This is a genomic window from Williamsia sp. Y844 (assembly GCF_056786475.1).
Map to the genome: position 1 here is coordinate 1,534,947 of NZ_JBXCJB010000001.1, position 18,640 is coordinate 1,553,586.

An 18,640-nucleotide genomic window follows, 5' to 3' on the forward strand; every position below is an offset into this window, starting at 1 on the left:
TTTACTGCGGATGCGGCCGCGGGGTCAGGAAGCGTTGCGCCACAGCAAGTGCGGCACTACCCGACCGCTCACCTTCGCAGTAGACGACGAACACCCGGTCGCCCTGGATCCCGACGAACCAGCCGGGGCCCTGGGGTCCATTGGTTCCCACCAGCGCTCGCAGACCGGGGGCATTCACCAGGTCACTGGCATTGCCGTCGGCGGCGGTGGCCTTCATGGCGCCCTCGACCGCAGCGAGAACCTCGGGATCGACGGCACCGAGTTCACCGCCTTCGACCTGTCCGGGCACGCCTGCGATGACGGATGGGGCCACCGAGCTCGTGCGGGCCACGGCCACGCCGAGCGTCGCCATGTTCAGTGCCGATACCCGCAGATCCTCGGACCGGAAGGTCATCGGCTTGACAGTGCCCTGCTCACCACCGGTGCCCGCGGGGCGAACACCGGCGACAGTGAAGTCGACGGCAAGACCCAGCGGGGCGAGCAACTGCCTGGCCTTGGCGTCGTCGGACCCGGCCTCGCGGTTGATCACGTCGGCCACCGGGCCCAGGGTTGTGCCCGGGGTGTACTTCTTGTCGATCCTGATGTCCGAGACTTCTGCCTGGTCGTTGCGCATCGCCGCCCGGATCTGTCCGGTGTTCGCATCCACCACCAGAATCGATGCCGGCTGCGCCACCTCGACCACGGCGTCGAGGGCGTCGAGTTGGATGTTCGGATCAATGTTCGTGGTCACGTCGGGTCCGGGCGGTCCTTGCTCACCGGCGAGCTGCACCGGCGCCTGCCCGGGCACAACGGTCTGGACGGCCCAGCCCGAGGTGGCATCACGGATTGCCTGCCAATAGTCGCGCACACCGTCGAAGACCGGTGAATCGAGCCGCCGGTCGAGCAGGACCAGCTTGGGTTCTTTGCCGATCGTCACCCCCGGGATCGCCGCCGGGTCGCCTGCCAGCGCAATCATGTCCGAGTCACGAACCGACACAACCGTTACCGGCTTGTTACCGGCGTCGGCCAGCTGGCGGTTGATCACCTCCGGCGTGACCAGTTGTGCCAGCGGTTCGATGGTTGTTGCCAGCTTCGCGACGGAGCCTGGGACATCACCGGTCGCGGCCGGGTCGAGGACGATGTTGTTGATCGTCTGCAACGTGAGCATCCGCTTGCCGGAACGGTCGAGGACCGCGGGCGCCGGAGTGGCATCGGTGCGGACCTGACGCAGGCTGCCGCCGGCAGGCAGGTCTTCGGTGAGCAGTCCCGGTTCCCACTGCACCCGCCAGCCCGGAGTGAGCTTTCGGGCCGAACCCTGCGTGGTCGTCTGGAACTCGCGGTCCTCCCCGAGGGTCCAGGTGGTCTTGGCCTCGAAGGTGGCGGTGCCATCCGAGTATTCCTCGGCGCGTTGAATATCGACGTCGACCTTCTCCGCGGCCATCCCGTCGAACGTTGCCTCGTACGACTTCATGGCCAATTCAGGCGACGATGTCAGCAGGGCGGTGGCACTGGGATCCTGGTCTTCGATCGCCTTGGCAAAGTCGCTCAGCATCGCTCCGGCCCCGGTGTCGGTGGACTTGCCGAGGTTGCCACAGGAAGCAACGGCAAGTGCGCATACAAGCGCAAAAATGGATGCGGCCGCAAGGCGGCCGGGGGAACGACGCATAGTCACAATTTTCACTCCTGTAACAGGGTGAAGGTCACGAATGTGGTACTCAACTTGCTTACGAGGTCGTAACGATCTCGCAACTACCCTTAATTCACGTGCGCCCCGGCTGCATCAGACGCCGATTTCTATTTTTGCACCATCAGTCCACGGTGGCGGAGTATTGGAAAGGTGAGCTCCAGATATTTTCCTCTTCGTGCGAACGAGCGACTTTTCACCGGTCTCGACTGGCTCGATTCGCGGCATGGTTTTTCGTTCGGCGACCACTACGATCCGGACAACACACATCACGGTGTCCTGTTGGTACACAACGACGAAACCGTTGCGTCACAGCAAGGCTTCGACACCCACCCACATCGCAACATGGAGATCGTCACCTGGGTTCTGTCCGGGTCACTGGTCCACCAGGATTCGATGGACCACTCCGGTGTGATCTATCCAGGTCTGGCGCAACGGATGAGCGCGGGCAGCGGTGTCACGCATTCCGAGCGCAACGACACCTGGCAGGGTGGGCTGATCCGCGCCGGCCGCCCGGTCCCGACCGGCGCCACCCCGGTGCACTACATCCAGATGTGGGTCCTGCCCGACGACCCCGACACCGAACCCGGCTACGAACAACTCGACGTCACCGACGAGTTACGGTCCGGAGCGCTGGTGACCGTGGCCTCGGGAATGCCCGCCTACGATTCGGCGATCCGGATCGCGAACAGCTCGGTCGCGTTCCATGTCGCCAGGCTCGATGCCGGTCAATCGGTGACCTTGCCCGATCTCCCCTGGGGTCATGTGTTCGTCGCCTCCGGGTCGGCCCGGCTCGAAGCCGTCGCCGACGACCTCCACACCGGAGACACGGTCCGGATCACCGGTGGCGGCGGCGAACGACTCACCGCGATCACCGCCACCGAGGTTCTCATCTGGGAGATGCACCGCGCCCTGGGTGGCTGACCCGGCCTAGACGGCCACCGCAGCGGCCTTCACCGCGTGACTGACCTCCGAACGCAGCGCGTTGTATTCACTCGAGTTCCGGAGCTCGTCGCCCTCGATCCGACCGCGGGGCAGATCCAACTTCAGGTCGAGGGCGACCTTGCCCGGCCGTTTCGTCAGCACCACGATCCGCGAGCCAAGGAACACCGCTTCCTCTGCACTGTGGGTCACGAACACCGACGTCCGGCCGGTGTCCGTGCTGACAGACCGGACGTCTTCCTGCAACCGCTCACGTGTCAGCGCGTCCAAAGCCGCGAACGGCTCGTCGAGGAGGAACAGCGGATTCTCTGCCGCGAGCGCCCGGGCAATCGCGACCCGCTGTTGCTGACCTCCCGAGATCTCCCAGATCCGGCGCCGGGCGGTCCCTTCCAGACCCACGCGCTCGAGCAATTCGTCTCGACGCGTGGTCCGTTCGGCCTTCGGCACTCCGGCGTACTTCAACGCCAGATCGACGTTGCCGCCGACCGTTCGCCACGGGAACAACCGGGGTTGCTGGAACACGACACCGGCCGATTCCCCAGGGACCGGCGCCCGGCCCAGCACGTCGATCTCACCTTCGGTGGGCTGTTCGAAGCCGGCAATCAGTCGCAACAACGTGCTCTTGCCACATCCCGATGCCCCGACCAGGACCAAGAACTCCCCGGCAGGCACATCCAGCGACACCGGACCCACCGCGGTCACCGCATCGGCCCCGGTGCCGTAACGATGCTCGACGTTGTCCAGCCGGATCGCAGGCGCCGACGGTTCATCACTGGTCGAGGGCACCCGGCAGACCTTCCACATAGATCGCCTGCTGAAGCTCTTCGAGGGTCGGAGCCTTCTCGATCTGCTTCTGCGCCAACAGGAACTCCGCGGCGCTGAGCAGATTGTTGGCGATGTTCCCCACCGCTCCGGGTGTGCCCAGCCACTGCGGCGACGCGATCTGCGCGGGGGTCAGGAAGACGCCCTGCTTGAGCTGACCGAGGGCCTCGTCGGCGCTGATTCCGAGTTCCTGGCCGACGAACTCGGCGGCGGCCGCGGGATCGGTGTTGATCAGGTCCAGCGCGCGGGCCTGCACCTTGCGCCACGCATCGACTGCCTCGGGGTTGTCACTGATCAGCTTGTTCGAGACCACACCCAGATCCAGGGTCGGATTACCCGATTCACCGATCGCCCGGCTCGTGACCAGGTCTTTACCGGTCTTGCGGAGCTCGTCGAGGGTCGGCAGCCAGGTGTAGGCCGCATCGATGTCGCCGCGTTCCCACGCCGCGAGGATGGCCTGGGGCTGCAGATCGACGATCTTGACGTCGTCGGCCGACAGTCCGGCCTGCTCCAGCGCGACGAGCAGGCTGTAGTGAGCGGTGGACGCCAGCGCCGTGCCGATGGTCTTGCCCTTCAGCTCGGCAACACTGTTGATATTGGTCCCATCGCGTGCGACGAGTGCTTCGTTGTCACCGGCGACGTCGAGCACAAACGCCACCTTGTACTCGATCGGCGAAGTTCCGGACAGGCCACGGGCGACCGGGCTCGATCCGATGGCGCCGATGTCGATCGAGTTGGCGATGAAGGCCTGGTTGATCGTGGCACCGGACTCGAACTTGGTCCATTTGATGGTGTAGTCCGGAAGAGCTTCTTCGAGCCACTTCTGGTTCTTCACGATCAGATCGCCGCTGGGGAACGACTGGTAGCCGATGGTGATCGTTTTGCCACCCTCGCTGTCGTCGGAGCAGCCGGCCAGACCGAGTGTGAGAGTCAGCGCCGACAACGCGGCGACAAGCGCCACCCACGGCCGACGCAGGCGAACAGATATAGGGAAGCGACTCATGGGAGGTTGGTTCTTTCTCTAGTGGGAGTTCGTTGTGCAAGAAGTGCAGTGCGCCTGGGGATGGTGACGATCAGACCCGGCCGCGCCATGGGACGGATTTGCGCTCGATGAACTGGAGCAGGCCGTCGATGATCAGACCGGAGGCTCCGATGGCGATGATCCCGACCAGTACCACCGGCGTGTTGTTGTAATTGGATGCGTCCCTGACCATTCCGCCGATCCCGGGGAGTCCGTTGACGAGTTCGGCCGCGACGAGAGATGAGTATGCAACGCCGACCGCGAGCCGGATACCGGTGAACGTCTCCGGCAGCGCCGAGGGCACCACCACGTCTTTGATGACATCGAACCTGCTGGCTCCCAGCGCTTTTGCGGCCTCGACCAGACTTTGCGGTGCGGCCAGGACAGCCGATGTGGTCGCCACCGCAACCGGCGGGAAGGCTGCGATCGCCAGCAGCGTGATCTTGGGTTCCTCGTTGATACCGAGCCAGATGATCAACAAGGAGAAGTAGGCCAGTGGCGGAAGTGTGCGCAGGAACGTGATCCAGGGTTCGAACAGCGCACGAACCTTGCTGAAGGTGCCCATCAGCAGGCCGAAGGCGATTCCCACCACGATGCCGATGGCTATGCCGTATCCGATTCGTTCCAGGCTGATCAGCAGGTGTTCCCACAGGTATTTGCCTGCGTATCCCCGCACCCCGTCATTGGTGGTCGAGGTCTTCACAAAGGCGTCCCACACCGCGGACGGCGGCGGCACCAGGGTCTCGTTCCACAGTTTCAGGCTGACCACGAGTTGCCAGAGCGCCACGAACACGACCAGCGAGACGATGGGCAATCCGACCCGCGACAGCAGCGGCCGGACCCGCGCCCCACGACGGTGTGAGGGCGGCGCATTCGCACCGGCCGTATGCGACGGCTTCTCGATGGCGGGAACTACGGACACTACGAACCCCTGGTGGCTGGTGGAGAAGGAAGAAGAAGTCATCGCCAAGGCCGACGGCGCCAAGGCCGACGGTGCGCACGACGGAAGTTCGATCGACCTCCGGATCACACCGAAGGTTCCGAGCGGGTGACCTACGGAAAGATACTCACAGACAACAGCTCTGCGAGCCGATGCGGCAGAGGTCCACCGAGAGCCGGCGCACCAGGGTTGTCATGAACACCGCGTCACGTTAGCCCGGCAGATCCGGCCGCCGCGGCTTTGGATTTGGTCCAGGTTCAAACCTTTACCGGTAGGTTCATAGCTGATATGCGGCGGGCCGTCGTCTCCTGAGATCGCAGCTTCGTGTTACATGATCCTTAGCTCGTCGGATACGCGGGCTGCGTTGCCAGAGGGTCATGTCCGTTGGACGATTGTCAGGTGGCCGACAACCACTGCTATTGGTCACGAGGGAGCAAGTGATGGAGAGCGACAGCACCGGCGCCGAGCAAGTTGGAAAAGTGCTCGGGGGTGTCATTCAGTCTGCGGGCAGCTTCCGCTTCCTCATCGAAGCGCAGCAGTGGTTCTGGTCCGACGAGGTCGCCGCGATTCACGGTTACGGCCCCGGCGAGGTCACCCCGACCACCGAGTTGCTGCTTTCGCACAAACACCCGGACGACCGTCAGCGCGTCGAGCACGTCGTCGAAGAACTTCTCGAAGGCAAGGCGTTCAGCAGCCGGCATCGCATCATCGACCGCAGCGGACACGTTCGGCACGTACTCGTGATCGGCGACCGGATGACAGACCCATCCGGAAAGCTGATCGGCACCGAAGGTTTCTATGTGGACCTTACGGAATCACACAAAACAGAGTTGAAAGAAACGATGGACGCCGCGGTCAAGGACTTTGCGGCATCCAGGGCGGTGATCGAGCAGGCCAAAGGCATGTTGATGCTCACCTACGGGATCTCGGACGATCGGGCGTTCGAAGTGCTGACCTGGCGTTCGCAGCAGACGAACACCAAACTCCGCGCGCTGGCCCAGAACATCGTCGATGCAGTGGTCGCCGCGGTTCCGATCAGCGACGAGAGCCGTCGCGGATTCGACCATCTGCTGCTCACCGCACACCTGGAGGAGGGGACTGCGATCAACGGCAGCTGACGAACCGGTCCGAAGATGCCAGGATGGTCTGGTGACTTCATCAACCGAGACCGCTGCCGCCACCGACTCACCGGATCCCCGGTCCGGAATCGACCTGCGCTGGGTCGATGATTCCGCGCGACCGCAAGACGACCTTTTCGAACATGTGAACGGCGTGTGGTTACGCGACCACGTGATCCCTGACGATCGCGCCGTGGACGGCGCATTCCATGTGCTCCGTGATCGCGCCGAGGAGAACGTCCGCGACCTGATCACCGAGTGCGCCGAGTCCTCGCCTGCACCCGGCAGTGATGCCCAGAAGATCGGCGACCTGTACGCCAGCTTCATGGACGAAGAACGGATCAACTCGCTCGGCATCGAACCGATCCGGGCCGATCTCGCCGCGCTGTCCGCGGCCGCCGACCGCACCGAGCTCGCCCGCCTGATCGGCGCGCAGCAGCGCCGGGGCATCGGTGGCCTGCTTGGCTACTACGTCGACACAGATGCCAAGGCGTCCGACCGCTATCTCATCCACATCACGCAGTCCGGGCTCGGATTGCCCGACGAATCGTATTACCGCGAAGAGAACCATGCCGAGTCGCTCGCCGCGTACCGCGAGCACGTGGCAAAGATGTTGCAACTGGCCGGTTTCGACGATCCCGAAGGTGCCGCCGCGACCGTTGTCGATCTCGAGACGGCAATCGCCGCCCAGCACTGGGATGTCGTCCGGCGTCGTGACGCCGACCTCACATACAACCTGCGGACGTTGGCCGAATTCAAGTCCGAGGCAACCGGTTTCGATCTCGACGCCTGGACCGCCGGGCTGAGCACCCCGGCCTCCGAAACGTTCGGCGAAGTGGTCGTCGGGCAGCCCTCGTTCATCTCTGGTGTCGCGGCGCTTTTCGCCGAGCGCGATCTGGCCGATTGGAAGCTCTGGGCACAGTGGCGGCTGTTGCACTCGGCCGCACCGTACTTGTCGGATGAGTTCGTCGCTGAGAACTTCGCATTCTATGGCAAGACGCTGACCGGCTCCGAGATCATCCGCGACCGTTGGAAGCGCGGTGTCGGCCTGGTCGAGCAGGGCCTCGGCTTCGCTGTCGGCAAACTGTATGTCGCCAAACACTTTCCACCGCAGGCGAAGGCCCGGATGGACGAGCTCATCGAGAACCTGGTGAAGGCCTACCGCCGTAACATCAGCGATTTGGACTGGATGAGCCCGGAGACCCGCGAGAAGGCCCTCGTGAAGCTCGAGAAGTTCACGCCCAAGATCGGGTACCCGGCCACCTGGCGGGATTACTCCTCGTTGACCATCGAGCGCGATGACCTCTTCGGGAACATCGCCCGCGCAAGCGCTTTCGAAGAAGATCGGGAGTTCGCCAAAATCGGCGAACCGGTGGACCGCGACGAGTGGTTCATGACGCCGCAGACCGTCAATGCCTACTACAACCCGGGCATGAACGAGATCGTCTTCCCGGCGGCAATCCTGCAGCCACCGTTCTTCGACCCGGAGGCCGACGACGCCGCCAACTATGGCGGGATCGGCGCGGTGATCGGGCATGAGATCGGTCACGGCTTCGACGACCAGGGCGCCAAGTACGACGGCGACGGCAACCTGATCGACTGGTGGACCGACGCCGACCGCGCCGAATTCAGCACCCGGACAAAGAAACTCATCGAGCAGTACAGCCACTTCACGCCCAAGGGACTCGACGAGAAGTACAAGGTCAACGGCGAGTTCACGATCGGCGAGAACATCGGCGACCTCGGCGGGCTGTCGATTTCACTGGTGGCCTACCAAATCGCACTCGACGGAAAGCCGGCTCCCGAGATCGACGGCCTCACCGGTCTGCAGCGCGTGTTCTACGGGTGGGCGCAGGTGTGGCGCACCAAGACTCGAGATGCAGAGGCGATCCGTCGGCTGTCCATCGATCCGCATTCACCGCCGGAGTTCCGCTGCAACGGCGTGATCAGCAACATCGACGCCTTCTACGACGCCTTCGACGTCAAGACCGACGACGCCCTCTATCTCCCTGAGCCGGAACGCGTCCACATCTGGTAGCCCCGCACCCCGATGATGTGCCCTTTTGGCGACGCTGACCTGCGGGTTTGTTCGCCAAAAGGGCACATCATCGGGGTCAGGGAGCGGTGAAGTCGGTGAGCCCGTCGGTGGGATCGACCGTTCCGCCGACGGTGTTCTGCACGATGACCGGGGCACCCTTGGGTGCGTTCTCGAAGAACCACCTGGCGTCGTCGGTGCTCACGTTGATGCCACCGCGCGTGACGTTGGTGTTGCCCTGCTGGCCGACGGACCATGGCGCCGCGTGCAGGAATATGCCGCTGTTCGACAGCCGGGCCGCGTACTCGACGTAGGTGCGGTAGCCACCAGGCGAATTGACCGGCACACCGTCCGTGGAGGAGTCCATGTACATGTCGGCAAAGCGTTCGCCCACCGTGTAGGTGCCGTTGGGTGTCGGATTCTCGTTGGCGCCCATCGATGTCGGGATGGTGCGGGCCGTCGCGCCGGCGACGGTCACCGTGATGAGGTGGGTGTTGTCGTCGGCGACCGCGACCCACTCGTCTCCGATGGTGAAGCCTGAGGCCGCACTTCCGGCCTGCACCTTGACTTTGGTTCCGGCCGGCCAGAATCCCGCAGGCTTCCAGCGCAGCTCCTTGTTGCCCACCCAGCGGTAGGTGCCGTCGACCTCAGGTTCTGTGGACACCCGGATCGCCTTCTCGGCGGTTTTCCTGTCGTCGATGGCCGCCGTGAACGAGATGATGACCGGCGCTGCGATGCCGACTGTTTCACCGTCGGCTGGATCGAGGGCGGGAGTGGAGAAATTGGCCCGTGCCAGGGGCTGCCCTTCGGACGGTTTCGTATCGGCCGACTCGGGCACCGGGGTGCTCGGCGTGGACAACCCGGGGATATCCGGGCCACCCGGCCAGATCGGATCGGCCTGTACGGACACCACCGAACCGCCGGCGACCAGGGCGCAACCCACAGAGGCAAATGCCAGACGCCCCACGAAGCGCCTACCGATCATGCCGAGCTGCATGCAACGTCCCTTTGGTCATCCCCCGTGCGACAGAGCGCCCCCACCGCGCCGGAAACGTCGATCGGCGCCAGACTGCCCAAGATACGTCAGTGCACAACCATTCACCACGAAGTCACCCAACCACGACGATATCGATCGTGGAATGCCGATGAATCTGATGAATACGCTGGTGTACCGCATTTCAGCGGACGATAAAGACAGCCGACCTCAGCGCGACAGGAAATCGAGAACCGCTCCCTCGAAGGCCGTCTTGGCCTCGATCATGACCCAGTGCCCGCATTTGGGGAAAACATGTAGCTCGGCTTCAGGGATGAGCCGCATCGGGAGCATCGCCATGTCCGGCGGGCTGACCCGGTCGTCACGTCCCCAGGTCAGCAGGGTCGGACAGGTCACCTTGTGCATCATCGCCCAGTACGGAGGGGTGTCAGAGGCGGCCATGAACTGTTGCTGCATCTCGAAAGCCGCCGAGCCGTACATCATCTGGGCGGTCGCCTGCGCGTCCGGATTGATCGCCGCTTCCCAGCGCTCTTCGATCAGTTCCTCGGTGATCAGATCACGGTTGTAGACCATCCCGGTCAGCCAGCGGATCAACTTTTCGCGGTCGGGCGCATCGGTGAACTCCTGGAGCAACCGCAGGCCCTCGCTCGGACTGGGACTGAAGACATTTGGCCCGACACCGCCGATGGTCACCAGCTTGCTGACCCGGTCCGGTTTCTTGATGGCCAGGTTGATGCCGACGACGCCGCCCATCGAGTTGCCGATGATCGGTGCCGACTCGATACCGAGGGCGTCCATGAACCGGATCACCGACGAGCCTGCGGTCAGGACCGGATGACCCTTGACCGGATCACTGACCCCGAATCCAGGAAACTCCAAGACGTAGCAATGGTGGGTTCGCGCAAAGACATCGATGTTGCCCCGGTAGTTGCGCCAACCGGTCACGCCTGGACCCGACCCGTGGAGCAGGATCAGCGGCGGCCCGGAGCCCGCCTCGTGATAGCGCAACACCCCGGCGTCGGTCTGCAATTCTCGCTTGCTGTTCTCATAGGTCACGTCCACCGAATCAGACTAGAACGTGTTCCACTTTCATGGGCCACTTGGGTGCAGATTCGCACCTCGGGAGTTTGTCCGTGTCATGGCCATGCCCGATTCATCTATTGGTCGGTAACGCATCGCCTTTCGTCCATCCACGTTGTGTTCAGTACAAGGGGCGACATCTACGCCCATTCACAACGGATCGTCGGGCACGTTCCTGCCCGTGAAGGGATTTCCCATGGCCAGTGTTACTTTCGACCGCGCCACCCGTACATACTCCTCGACCGACAGACCAGCGGTGGACCACCTCGACCTCGAGATCGCCGACGGCGAGTTCCTGGTGATGGTGGGTCCATCGGGTTGCGGTAAATCAACGTCACTCCGCATGCTCGCCGGTCTCGAGGATGTGGACTCCGGCCGCATCCTCATCGGCAGCCGTGACGTCACCGACGTCGATCCGCAGGATCGAGACATCGCCATGGTGTTCCAGAATTACGCGTTGTACCCCCACATGACCGTTGCCGAGAACATGGGGTTTGCACTCAAGATCGCGGGGGTGCCGAAATCAGAACGCAAGGCGCGAGTACTCGAAGCTGCCATACTGCTCGATCTCGAGCAGTATCTCGATCGCAAACCCAAAGCGCTGTCAGGAGGTCAACGTCAGCGAGTTGCCATGGGAAGAGCCATTGTTCGTAACCCTCAGGTGTTCCTGATGGACGAGCCGCTGTCGAATCTCGACGCGAAGTTGCGGGTGCAGACGCGCGCACAGATCGCCTCCCTGACCCGGCGCCTGGGGGTGACCACCGTGTACGTCACCCACGATCAAGTCGAGGCCATGACAATGGGCGATCGCGTCGCCGTCCTGAAAGACGGAGTGCTGCAACAGGTCGACACACCTCGCACCCTGTATGCGAAGCCGGCAAATGTGTTCGTCGCCGGATTCATCGGATCGCCGGCGATGAATCTCCTGGAACTGCCAGTGGTCGACGGTGGGGTTCGTCTCGGTGATTCGATCCATCCGATCGAACGGGAGGTACTCGATTCGGCGCTCTCCGCGACCGTCACCGTCGGGATCCGGCCGGAAGCCTTCGAAAGGGCGCCCGAGACAGAGGGTCTCGCCGTCACCGTTGATGTGGTGGAAGAACTCGGAGCCGACGCCTTCCTCTACGGACACATCGACGACGGGGCCATCCGCCGTGACATCGTCGTCCGGGCGGAGGGCCAGAACATGTCGGCGATCGGTTCCACCGTCTGGGTGCGACCGAAAGATGGGGCCTTCCATCTGTTCGACTCGGTGACGGGCCTGCGGTTGACGCAATCCGATCCGGCCTCTCGCCTGGTTTCCGCCATCGGCCGGTAGTCGGCGCACCCTGCCTGTCCGTCACCCGCGAATCAGGTGACGGACAAGCAGAGGCGGAAGACCGCGGTTCAAGCAGACTCGACGACACCTACTCGCGCAGCGACCAGGTCGTTCAGATCGTCAATGGTCTTGCCCTGCAAAGACGACCACGTCGTGGTGTGCGGGTGGTCAGGTAGGACCACCATGTTCGGGACTCCCACGGTGATTGCACCCGATGCCCGTGCTGATTCCACGCCCGGCAATGAGTCCTCAATGGCAACTATATGATCCATCGATATCGAACCCACACGCCGTGCCAGTTCCTCGGCGGCCCGCAGATACGGCTCAGGATGTGGTTTGCCGTTGTTCACCATGTCGCCCGTGACCAGGAACGCGAACGTGCCCTCGGGCAGTTCCCGAGCTATCACCTCGGCCAGGGGCGCTTCGCTCATCGTCACCATGACACACGGGATGTCTGCTGCCCGAAGTTCTTCCAGAAGTTCACGCGCTCCCGGTCGCCAGACGATCGACTGGGACACCTCACCGATCACTGATTGCAGCAATTCGTCCACGATGTCGCGAATCGGAAGGTCGGCGCCCGCGGCTTGCAGGATCGCGGCCGAATCAGGCAGTGCGTTCCCGACGAGGCCGACGGCCTGCTCCTCGGTCCATTCGACACCGAAGCGGCTCAACAGAGCGATCTCTGCAGCGAACCAGCAGGGCTCGGTGTCCACGATCGTTCCATCCATATCCCAGAAGACCGCTTGAAGCATCAGATGTTCCTCTCAATTGTGAAATCGTCCGGAGTAGGGATCGGGACGACGCGTACATGGACACCTGCATCGCGAATCGCGACGATAATCCGTTCGGGTGCAGCGGAATCGGTGATCAATTCGTCGATATGGTCCCAACCACCGATGTGGTGCAACGACGTCTGCTCGAGCTTGGAACTGTCCATCAGCATGACCCGGCGACGCGCACACGAGATCATCGCGGATTTGATGGACACTATTTTTTCCTCTTGGTGGTAGATGCCGTCGGCATCGGCGCTCGACGTCGAGAAGAACAGCGTGTCGACCCGCATCGCTCGCACCGCCCGCACCGCACCTTCACCGAGGTACGACTCATGACTGTGGTCGTAGTCCCCGCCCAACGCGGTGACGGCGAGATTTCCGTCGACCGCCAGTTCGTTCAGGGTCGGCAGGAAGTTCGTGACCACACGCAGTGCTTCGATGGCCACCAGATGCGGAAGCATCTGCGCCACTGTGGTCGAGTCGTCGAGCATCACCACCTGGCCCGGTTGCACCGCCTCGGCTGCGGCCGCGGCCAGTGCCTGTTTTTCAGGTAACGCGAGACGACGCCGCAGTGCGGCCGCGATCTCGAAGTTGCTGGTGCGATCGATGTTCACACCACCACGGAACTTGCGTACAACACCTCGACGCTGCAACTCGTCCAGATCACGGTGAACGGTCATCAGTGAGACACCGAACTGGATGGCAAGACTCTGAGCCGATGCGGTGTCATCCTCCATCAGGCACTCGAGAATCCCGTCCAACCGTTCCTGTCGATTAGAGCTGATCATCCGACGCGTCATGAAACCCCTTCACGCTGACACAACTTTGTCGATGACAGTTATATCACTTTGACCGATATGAATAGACCATGAACGACGTCGGAAGACTTTCCGACCAAGACCACCCCGTTCGGTGCCGCCGCGCATTCCGGCCGATCCAAAGATTACATTATTCCGTTGTGCCCCTATAGATTTCGAGAATCGATGCCGCCGAGGAAAGTGCTTGTGCACCGCCGAGCGCCCCATTTGACCCCACCCTGGCCACCGTGCAACATGATTCGCGGCTAGCTACTCGTATCACTTCAACTGTTATCTAAGAGAATGGTCCCGACATGTCGCTGACAGCTCAGCGCTCACCCGCGCGTGCTTCACAAGCGCCCGCGGACCGGGGTGAGACTCCGCTGCGGTCGCGAAAGAGACGAAAGCGCAAGAGCTACCGACTTTTCGTACTGTTTGCGCTGCCCAACCTCGCCTTGATCGCAGTATTCGCATACTGGCCGGTGATCGGAAACGTCTATCTCAGCCTGACCGAGTGGGACATGATCGCACCCGAACCACTCTTCGTCGGGCTCGACAACTACACACAGCTGTTCAACGACCCCGCATTCATATCGGTATTGCGCCTCACCCTGATCTGGGTGGTTGCCATCGTTGTTGTCAGTCTGGTCCTCGGACTCGCTTTGGCCTGCCTGTTCAACCGAAATATCCCCGGGCGGGGCGCCGTGACGGCTCTGGCGTTTTCTCCGCACATCCTGTCGGGTGCTGCCGTGGCAGCGATCTGGTTGTTCATCTTCGACCCCAACTACGGGCTGTCCCGCGCCGTGTTCGGTGCATTTGGCGCCACGTCTCCACATTGGACGACGACGAGTGACTGGGCCCTCCCGGCGCTGATCATCGTCTCGATCTGGAAGGGCGTCGGATTCGTCTCCATCGTGTACCTCGCCGCCCTGCAGAACGTACCGGAGGACGTTCGGGAGGCAGCCCGACTCGACGGCGCAAGTCAGTGGCAGACGTTCCGGCACATCACCTTCCCGCTGTTGTCGCCTACCACGTTCTTCCTGGTGGTGACGCAGGTGATCAGTGCGTTCCAGTCGTTCGACATCATCGCGATGATGACCGGGGGTGGACCCGCCGAGGCGACCACGACGTTGAGCTGGTTCATCTACCAAGAAGGCTTCAAATCATTCAGCGCGGGTACGGCCGCGGCCGGGTCGATGGTGATGTTCGTGATCCTCATGTTCGTCACCGGCTTTCAGATGCGCTTCATCGAGCGGAAGGTTCACTACTGATGGCACTGCTACCCGCTCCTACCGTTGACCTCGATACCGACAAACCCACACCGCGTCAGAAGGTTCGGCGCAAAGACTGGTGGGCTTGGCCGTTGTTGGCCATCGTCGGGTTGATCTTCTTCATTCCGTTCTTCTGGATGATCACGTCGGCGATCAAGCCGGAAAACGAGATTTATCAGTGGCCCCTGCAGTGGATTCCGAGCGAGATCGTCTGGGACAATTTCTCGCGCGCCTGGAACGCGGTGCCGTTCGGCGATTTCTTCGTCAACTCGCTCATCGTGACGTCGATCGGCGCGACCGGAAAAGTGGTACTCGCCCTCTTCAGCGCCTATGCCTTTGCGTTCCTGGACTTTCCGGGCAAGAAGTGGATCTTCCTCGCGGTTCTCGGCGCCCTGATGGTGCCAGGTCACGTCACGTTGCTGATCAACTACATCACCATCGGCAATCTCGGACTGATCAATACGTATGCCGGCATCATCCTGCCCGGGATGGGCAGTGCTTTCGGCACCTTCCTTCTGCGCCAGCACTTCCTGTCACTGCCCGAGGAGGTGATGGAAGCCGCAGAACTCGATGGCGCCGGGCACATGCGCCGCCTGTTCTTCTTCGCACTTCCCATGTCACTTCCCGCCGTCATCACTGTTGCGTTGATCGCGGTGATCGACGAATGGAACGACTTCATCTGGCCGTTGTTGGTGACCAACACAGTTCAGATGCGCACACTGCCCATCGGTTTGATGTCGCTCAAGGAATCCGAGGGCGTCGATCAGTGGGGAACCATCATGGCCGGTACCACCTTTGTGGTCATGCCCATGCTTCTGATCTTCCTTTTCGCTCAACGATTCATCATCGCCGGTCTGGCCGGCGCCTCGATGAAGCGTTGAAGTACGTCCATCCCGCCAGTCAAGTCAGTCACCGAGGAGTCAGTTCCATGTCCTTGTTCTCTCGTTCGGCGAGTACACCACTCGCGTCCAACGTCAGTCGCCGCGGATTCCTCAAAGCCGCGGGCGCAGTGGCGGTGGCAGTCCCCATCCTCTCCGCCTGCGGCGGCGGAGCCTCGTCCGGATCGTCGCTCGGACAACCAGACGTCAAGGCTCCCAGCCAGTTCGCCGGACGGATCAACACCGTCATCTGGAGTCCATGGGCCGGGAACAATCACGAGGTGTTCACCGGGGTCCTGCAGAAGTTCAATGAGTCGCAAACCGACATCTACGCCGAGGTCCAGCAGTTCGACGGCTACGACGGTGTGACCGAGAAGATCGCCGCCGGCCTGCAGGCCCGTCAGGTCCCCGACATCGGCGTGTTCTCCGATGTGTCGTGGAACAAGTTCTTCATGAATGGAACACTGGAACCACTCGATGGATATTTCGATTCGAGTTTCGGTCCGGCAACGTTCAACGAGCGGCTCTTCAACGAGGGTGTCGTGCGCGGCGAGAGCTTCTGGATCCCGTTCGGCCGGTCGACCCCCCTGTTCTACTACAACAAGGAGATCTTCTCTGCCGCCGGACTTCCCGATCGCGCGCCTGCGACGTGGGACGAGTTCCGCTCCTGGGGCAAACAGATCACCGGCCAGAAGTACAAGGGCAACACCCTGCACATGCGCGCCTACACCGGCGCCGACGACTGGTACATGCAGGGTCTGCTGTGGAACTACGGCGCTTCGATCAGCAATGGCCTGGACGTCACACTCGATTCCCCGGAGGCAATCAGTGCCGCAGAGTTCGATCGCGCCATCGTCAACGACGACAAATCCGGTTATTTGGCACAGGATTTGAACACTGACTTCACCAATGGCCTCGTCGCCACCATCACCAACTCCACCGGCTCCTTGACCGGGCTCATCAAGGGTGCCGAGTTCGAGGTGGGCGCGGGCTTCTTGCCCCAGGGAGTTGCCTCCGGCGTTCCGACCGGTGGCGCCGGACTCGGAATCATGAAGGGTGCGTCCGCTGAACGCAAGGAAGCGGCAGTCGAGGTGCTGCGGTACCTGTCGCAGGAAGACGCGTCATCGACATGGACCGTGGGCACCGGATATCTCCCCGCCACCATTTCAGCCGCGAACTCCGCGAAGGTGAACAAGGTGATTGCCGAGAATCCCAGCTACAAGCTGGCCGTCGACCAGCTCGCAATCGCCCGTCAGCCCGATGCCGTGCGTCGCTATGTGCAGAGCACCATCATCGAGATGCGCACCGCGATCCAGAAGCTGTACGCCGAGAACGCCGATCCGGCGGAGACGCTGAAAGCGACGGCTTCGAAACTCCGCGCCGACACCGAGTCGGTCAAGACCCAATACGACAAGTTGGTGGCATGATCATGCAGACGAAGACGTTCAAAGTGGTCGGTCATCGGGGTGCCATGGCGCACGCTCCGGAGAACAGTGTCGAGTCTTTTCTCCTCGCCGAAGAACACGGTGCCGACGAGATCGAGCTCGATGTACGACTCACGGCAGACGGTGCCGCGATCGTGCTGCACGACGCGACCCTCGACCGGACGGCCACAGATGCCTCGGGGAAGAACCTCGGACCGGTCGCGGACCTGACCTTGGAACAGATCAAGACGGTGATCACCGAATCTGGTTTTCCGACGCTGACATTCGATGAGGCACTGGATGCGACGACAGTGTCCTTGCAGGTGGAGATCAAGGCAACCGAGGTAGTTCCAGAAATCGCCCGGATCCTGCGCGACCGACCGCGAGACGCCGAGCGTGTGCAGATCACCAGCTTCCTGCCTGCAGCCCTGCATGCGGCGGCCCAGCACGCCCCCTCGGTTCCCCGCGGTCTGATCGTGATGGGGTACCCGAGTCTCGAGCGTCATCCGGATGGCATCGAGGCGGTCCTCGTGGCCACCGGATCGAGTTCCTTCTATTGCGGCTGGGAGGGTCTGACCGCCGAACTCGTCGACCAGATGCACGAGGAAGGGTATGACGTGCACGGGTGGCCCATGCGCTCGCCTGCGGACGCCGCGCGCGCTGTCGAATTGGGTCTGGACGGCAGCACTGCCGACGATCCCAGGAATGCCCGCCAATGGTTGGACGCAGCACGAAGCTGACAGCACTCAACCGGCGCCGAGGTCACCCCTATGTGGCGACCTCGGCGTCGGCTTTGTCGGTGCAATGCCGATTCCCGATTGATGACGGGGCCGAAGGCCGTGGGTGCCCGCTCCGCTCAAGTGCCCTTGCGGTCAAACCCGAGCGATTGGTCAATCGCCTGCAATTGCTTCACTTCTACCGAGCGCAGCACCGAAAGAGCCGACGAAACGGCCAGTTCACAGGCGGCGTCGACACTCGCGCCTGCGACGATCACCGCGCGGTGGGCGACATCGAGGGTCATCCCGATCAGCATCGAGGCCAGGACGTCGACACCCACGCCGACGGTGTGCCCCCGGTTGGAGAAGGCGGCGCGGAGACGTTGTGCGAGTCTGGGTTCCAGCGCAGAGGACAGTTGCCGCGCGGATTCGCGGTGTTCTTCCCTGTTGGTCAGCAGCACCCGGAACCCTTCCGGATTGCGACGTGCGTATTCGAACAGCACCTCGACCGAATACCGGGTGTGATCGCCGTATGTCATCTCATCGCCCTGGTCGTAGGCGGCAAGCTTCCAGCTGGTCAGGGTGGTCATCTCCCGATCCAGCACCGCATCGACCAGCGAATCCCGAGAACCGAAGTGCGCGTACAGCGTGACCCGCGATGTGCCCGCCCGATCGGCGATCATGTCCATGGTCGCCCGCCCGGCACCCACATCTGCGATCACCGCCAGCGCAGCATCCATCAGCTCGCTGTCGGTCGGCCGATTCCGGGTACTCCGAGCGGTTTTGGGCCCAGGTGCGGATGACCGCGGCGTGTTCGACACAATCGGCTCCTCCAGCCCTGGTAGCGG

Annotated in this window: 17 protein-coding genes; 8 read left to right on the plus strand and 9 right to left on the minus strand. The window is 62.6% G+C overall.

The genetic code is table 11. The features are described 5' to 3' along the window. Position 1: 1 nt before the first annotated feature. The gene (locus tag AC1TQG_RS06750) at positions 2-1,645 is read right to left on the minus strand and encodes an NTF2-like N-terminal transpeptidase domain-containing protein (protein ID WP_482137278.1); all 1,644 of its coding nucleotides are present in this window, start codon (positions 1,643-1,645) and stop codon (positions 2-4) included. A gap of 171 nt (positions 1,646-1,816) precedes the next feature. Here AC1TQG_RS06750 and AC1TQG_RS06755 point away from each other — a divergent pair, with 171 nt between their 5' ends. After that, positions 1,817-2,587, plus strand: coding sequence for a pirin family protein (locus tag AC1TQG_RS06755; RefSeq protein ID WP_482136159.1), 771 nt, complete (start codon positions 1,817-1,819; stop codon positions 2,585-2,587). 6 nt (positions 2,588-2,593) lie between these two features. Here the strand turns inward: AC1TQG_RS06755 and AC1TQG_RS06760 are convergent, their stop codons facing one another. The 3 genes from AC1TQG_RS06760 to AC1TQG_RS06770 form a co-directional block, all read right to left on the minus strand. Continuing rightward, positions 2,594-3,409, minus strand: coding sequence for an ABC transporter ATP-binding protein (locus tag AC1TQG_RS06760; protein ID WP_482136160.1), 816 nt, complete (start codon positions 3,407-3,409; stop codon positions 2,594-2,596). Then, positions 3,375-4,430, minus strand: coding sequence for a taurine ABC transporter substrate-binding protein (locus tag AC1TQG_RS06765; RefSeq protein WP_482136161.1), 1,056 nt, complete (start codon positions 4,428-4,430; stop codon positions 3,375-3,377). The genes AC1TQG_RS06760 and AC1TQG_RS06765 overlap by 35 nt, the downstream gene beginning before the upstream one ends. A 70-nt stretch (positions 4,431-4,500) precedes the next feature. Next, complete coding sequence (locus AC1TQG_RS06770) at positions 4,501-5,370, minus strand: ABC transporter permease (RefSeq protein WP_482136162.1); 870 nt, start codon at positions 5,368-5,370, stop codon at positions 4,501-4,503. A 458-nt stretch (positions 5,371-5,828) separates the two neighbouring features. On the opposite strand from AC1TQG_RS06770, the gene AC1TQG_RS06775 reads away from it, so the two are divergent. Both AC1TQG_RS06775 and AC1TQG_RS06780 read left to right on the plus strand, forming a co-directional pair. After that, on the plus strand, positions 5,829-6,506 hold the full coding sequence (locus AC1TQG_RS06775; RefSeq protein ID WP_482136163.1) for a PAS and ANTAR domain-containing protein: 678 nt from the start codon (positions 5,829-5,831) through the stop codon (positions 6,504-6,506). 31 nt (positions 6,507-6,537) lie between these two features. After that, positions 6,538-8,544, plus strand: a complete 2,007-nt coding sequence (locus tag AC1TQG_RS06780) for a M13 family metallopeptidase (RefSeq protein ID WP_482136164.1) — start codon at positions 6,538-6,540, stop codon at positions 8,542-8,544. 76 nt (positions 8,545-8,620) lie between these two features. Here AC1TQG_RS06780 and AC1TQG_RS06785 read toward each other — a convergent pair whose 3' ends face one another. Both AC1TQG_RS06785 and AC1TQG_RS06790 read right to left on the minus strand, forming a co-directional pair. Continuing rightward, on the minus strand, positions 8,621-9,538 hold the full coding sequence (locus tag AC1TQG_RS06785; RefSeq protein WP_482136165.1) for a L,D-transpeptidase: 918 nt from the start codon (positions 9,536-9,538) through the stop codon (positions 8,621-8,623). A gap of 207 nt (positions 9,539-9,745) precedes the next feature. Next, a complete protein-coding gene (locus AC1TQG_RS06790; protein ID WP_482136166.1) occupies positions 9,746-10,597 on the minus strand; it encodes an alpha/beta fold hydrolase in 852 nt (283 codons plus the stop codon). Positions 10,598-10,811: 214 nt separating this feature from the next. On the opposite strand from AC1TQG_RS06790, the gene AC1TQG_RS06795 reads away from it, so the two are divergent. Further along, entirely contained in the window at positions 10,812-11,933 is a 1,122-nt protein-coding gene (locus AC1TQG_RS06795; RefSeq protein ID WP_482136167.1) for an ABC transporter ATP-binding protein, read from the plus strand. Between the two features lie 68 nt (positions 11,934-12,001). Here the strand turns inward: AC1TQG_RS06795 and AC1TQG_RS06800 are convergent, their stop codons facing one another. Together AC1TQG_RS06800 and AC1TQG_RS06805 are read right to left on the minus strand one after the other, a co-directional pair. Then, positions 12,002-12,685: an HAD family hydrolase gene (locus AC1TQG_RS06800; RefSeq protein ID WP_482136168.1), complete on the minus strand. Its 684-nt coding sequence runs from the start codon at positions 12,683-12,685 to the stop codon at positions 12,002-12,004. Then, entirely contained in the window at positions 12,685-13,494 is an 810-nt protein-coding gene (locus tag AC1TQG_RS06805) for a DeoR/GlpR family DNA-binding transcription regulator (RefSeq protein ID WP_482136169.1), read from the minus strand. Before AC1TQG_RS06805 ends, AC1TQG_RS06800 begins: the two co-directional genes overlap by 1 nt. A gap of 323 nt (positions 13,495-13,817) precedes the next feature. On the opposite strand from AC1TQG_RS06805, the gene AC1TQG_RS06810 reads away from it, so the two are divergent. From AC1TQG_RS06810 to AC1TQG_RS06825, 4 genes are read left to right on the plus strand one after another with little or no spacing between them, the layout of a single operon-like run. Then, positions 13,818-14,774, plus strand: a complete 957-nt coding sequence (locus tag AC1TQG_RS06810) for a carbohydrate ABC transporter permease (protein WP_482136170.1) — start codon at positions 13,818-13,820, stop codon at positions 14,772-14,774. Beyond that, entirely contained in the window at positions 14,774-15,655 is an 882-nt protein-coding gene (locus AC1TQG_RS06815) for a carbohydrate ABC transporter permease (RefSeq protein WP_482136171.1), read from the plus strand. Before AC1TQG_RS06810 ends, AC1TQG_RS06815 begins: the two co-directional genes overlap by 1 nt. Before the next feature lie 47 nt (positions 15,656-15,702). Next, the gene (locus tag AC1TQG_RS06820; protein WP_482136172.1) at positions 15,703-17,079 is read left to right on the plus strand and encodes an ABC transporter substrate-binding protein; all 1,377 of its coding nucleotides are present in this window, start codon (positions 15,703-15,705) and stop codon (positions 17,077-17,079) included. Beyond that, on the plus strand, positions 17,076-17,816 hold the full coding sequence (locus tag AC1TQG_RS06825) for a glycerophosphodiester phosphodiesterase (protein WP_482136173.1): 741 nt from the start codon (positions 17,076-17,078) through the stop codon (positions 17,814-17,816). The genes AC1TQG_RS06820 and AC1TQG_RS06825 overlap by 4 nt, the downstream gene beginning before the upstream one ends. Positions 17,817-17,932: 116 nt before the next feature. On the opposite strand, the gene AC1TQG_RS06830 is transcribed toward AC1TQG_RS06825, so the two are convergent. After that, positions 17,933-18,613, minus strand: coding sequence for a TetR/AcrR family transcriptional regulator (locus AC1TQG_RS06830; protein WP_482136174.1), 681 nt, complete (start codon positions 18,611-18,613; stop codon positions 17,933-17,935). Between the last annotated feature and the right edge of the window lie 27 nt (positions 18,614-18,640).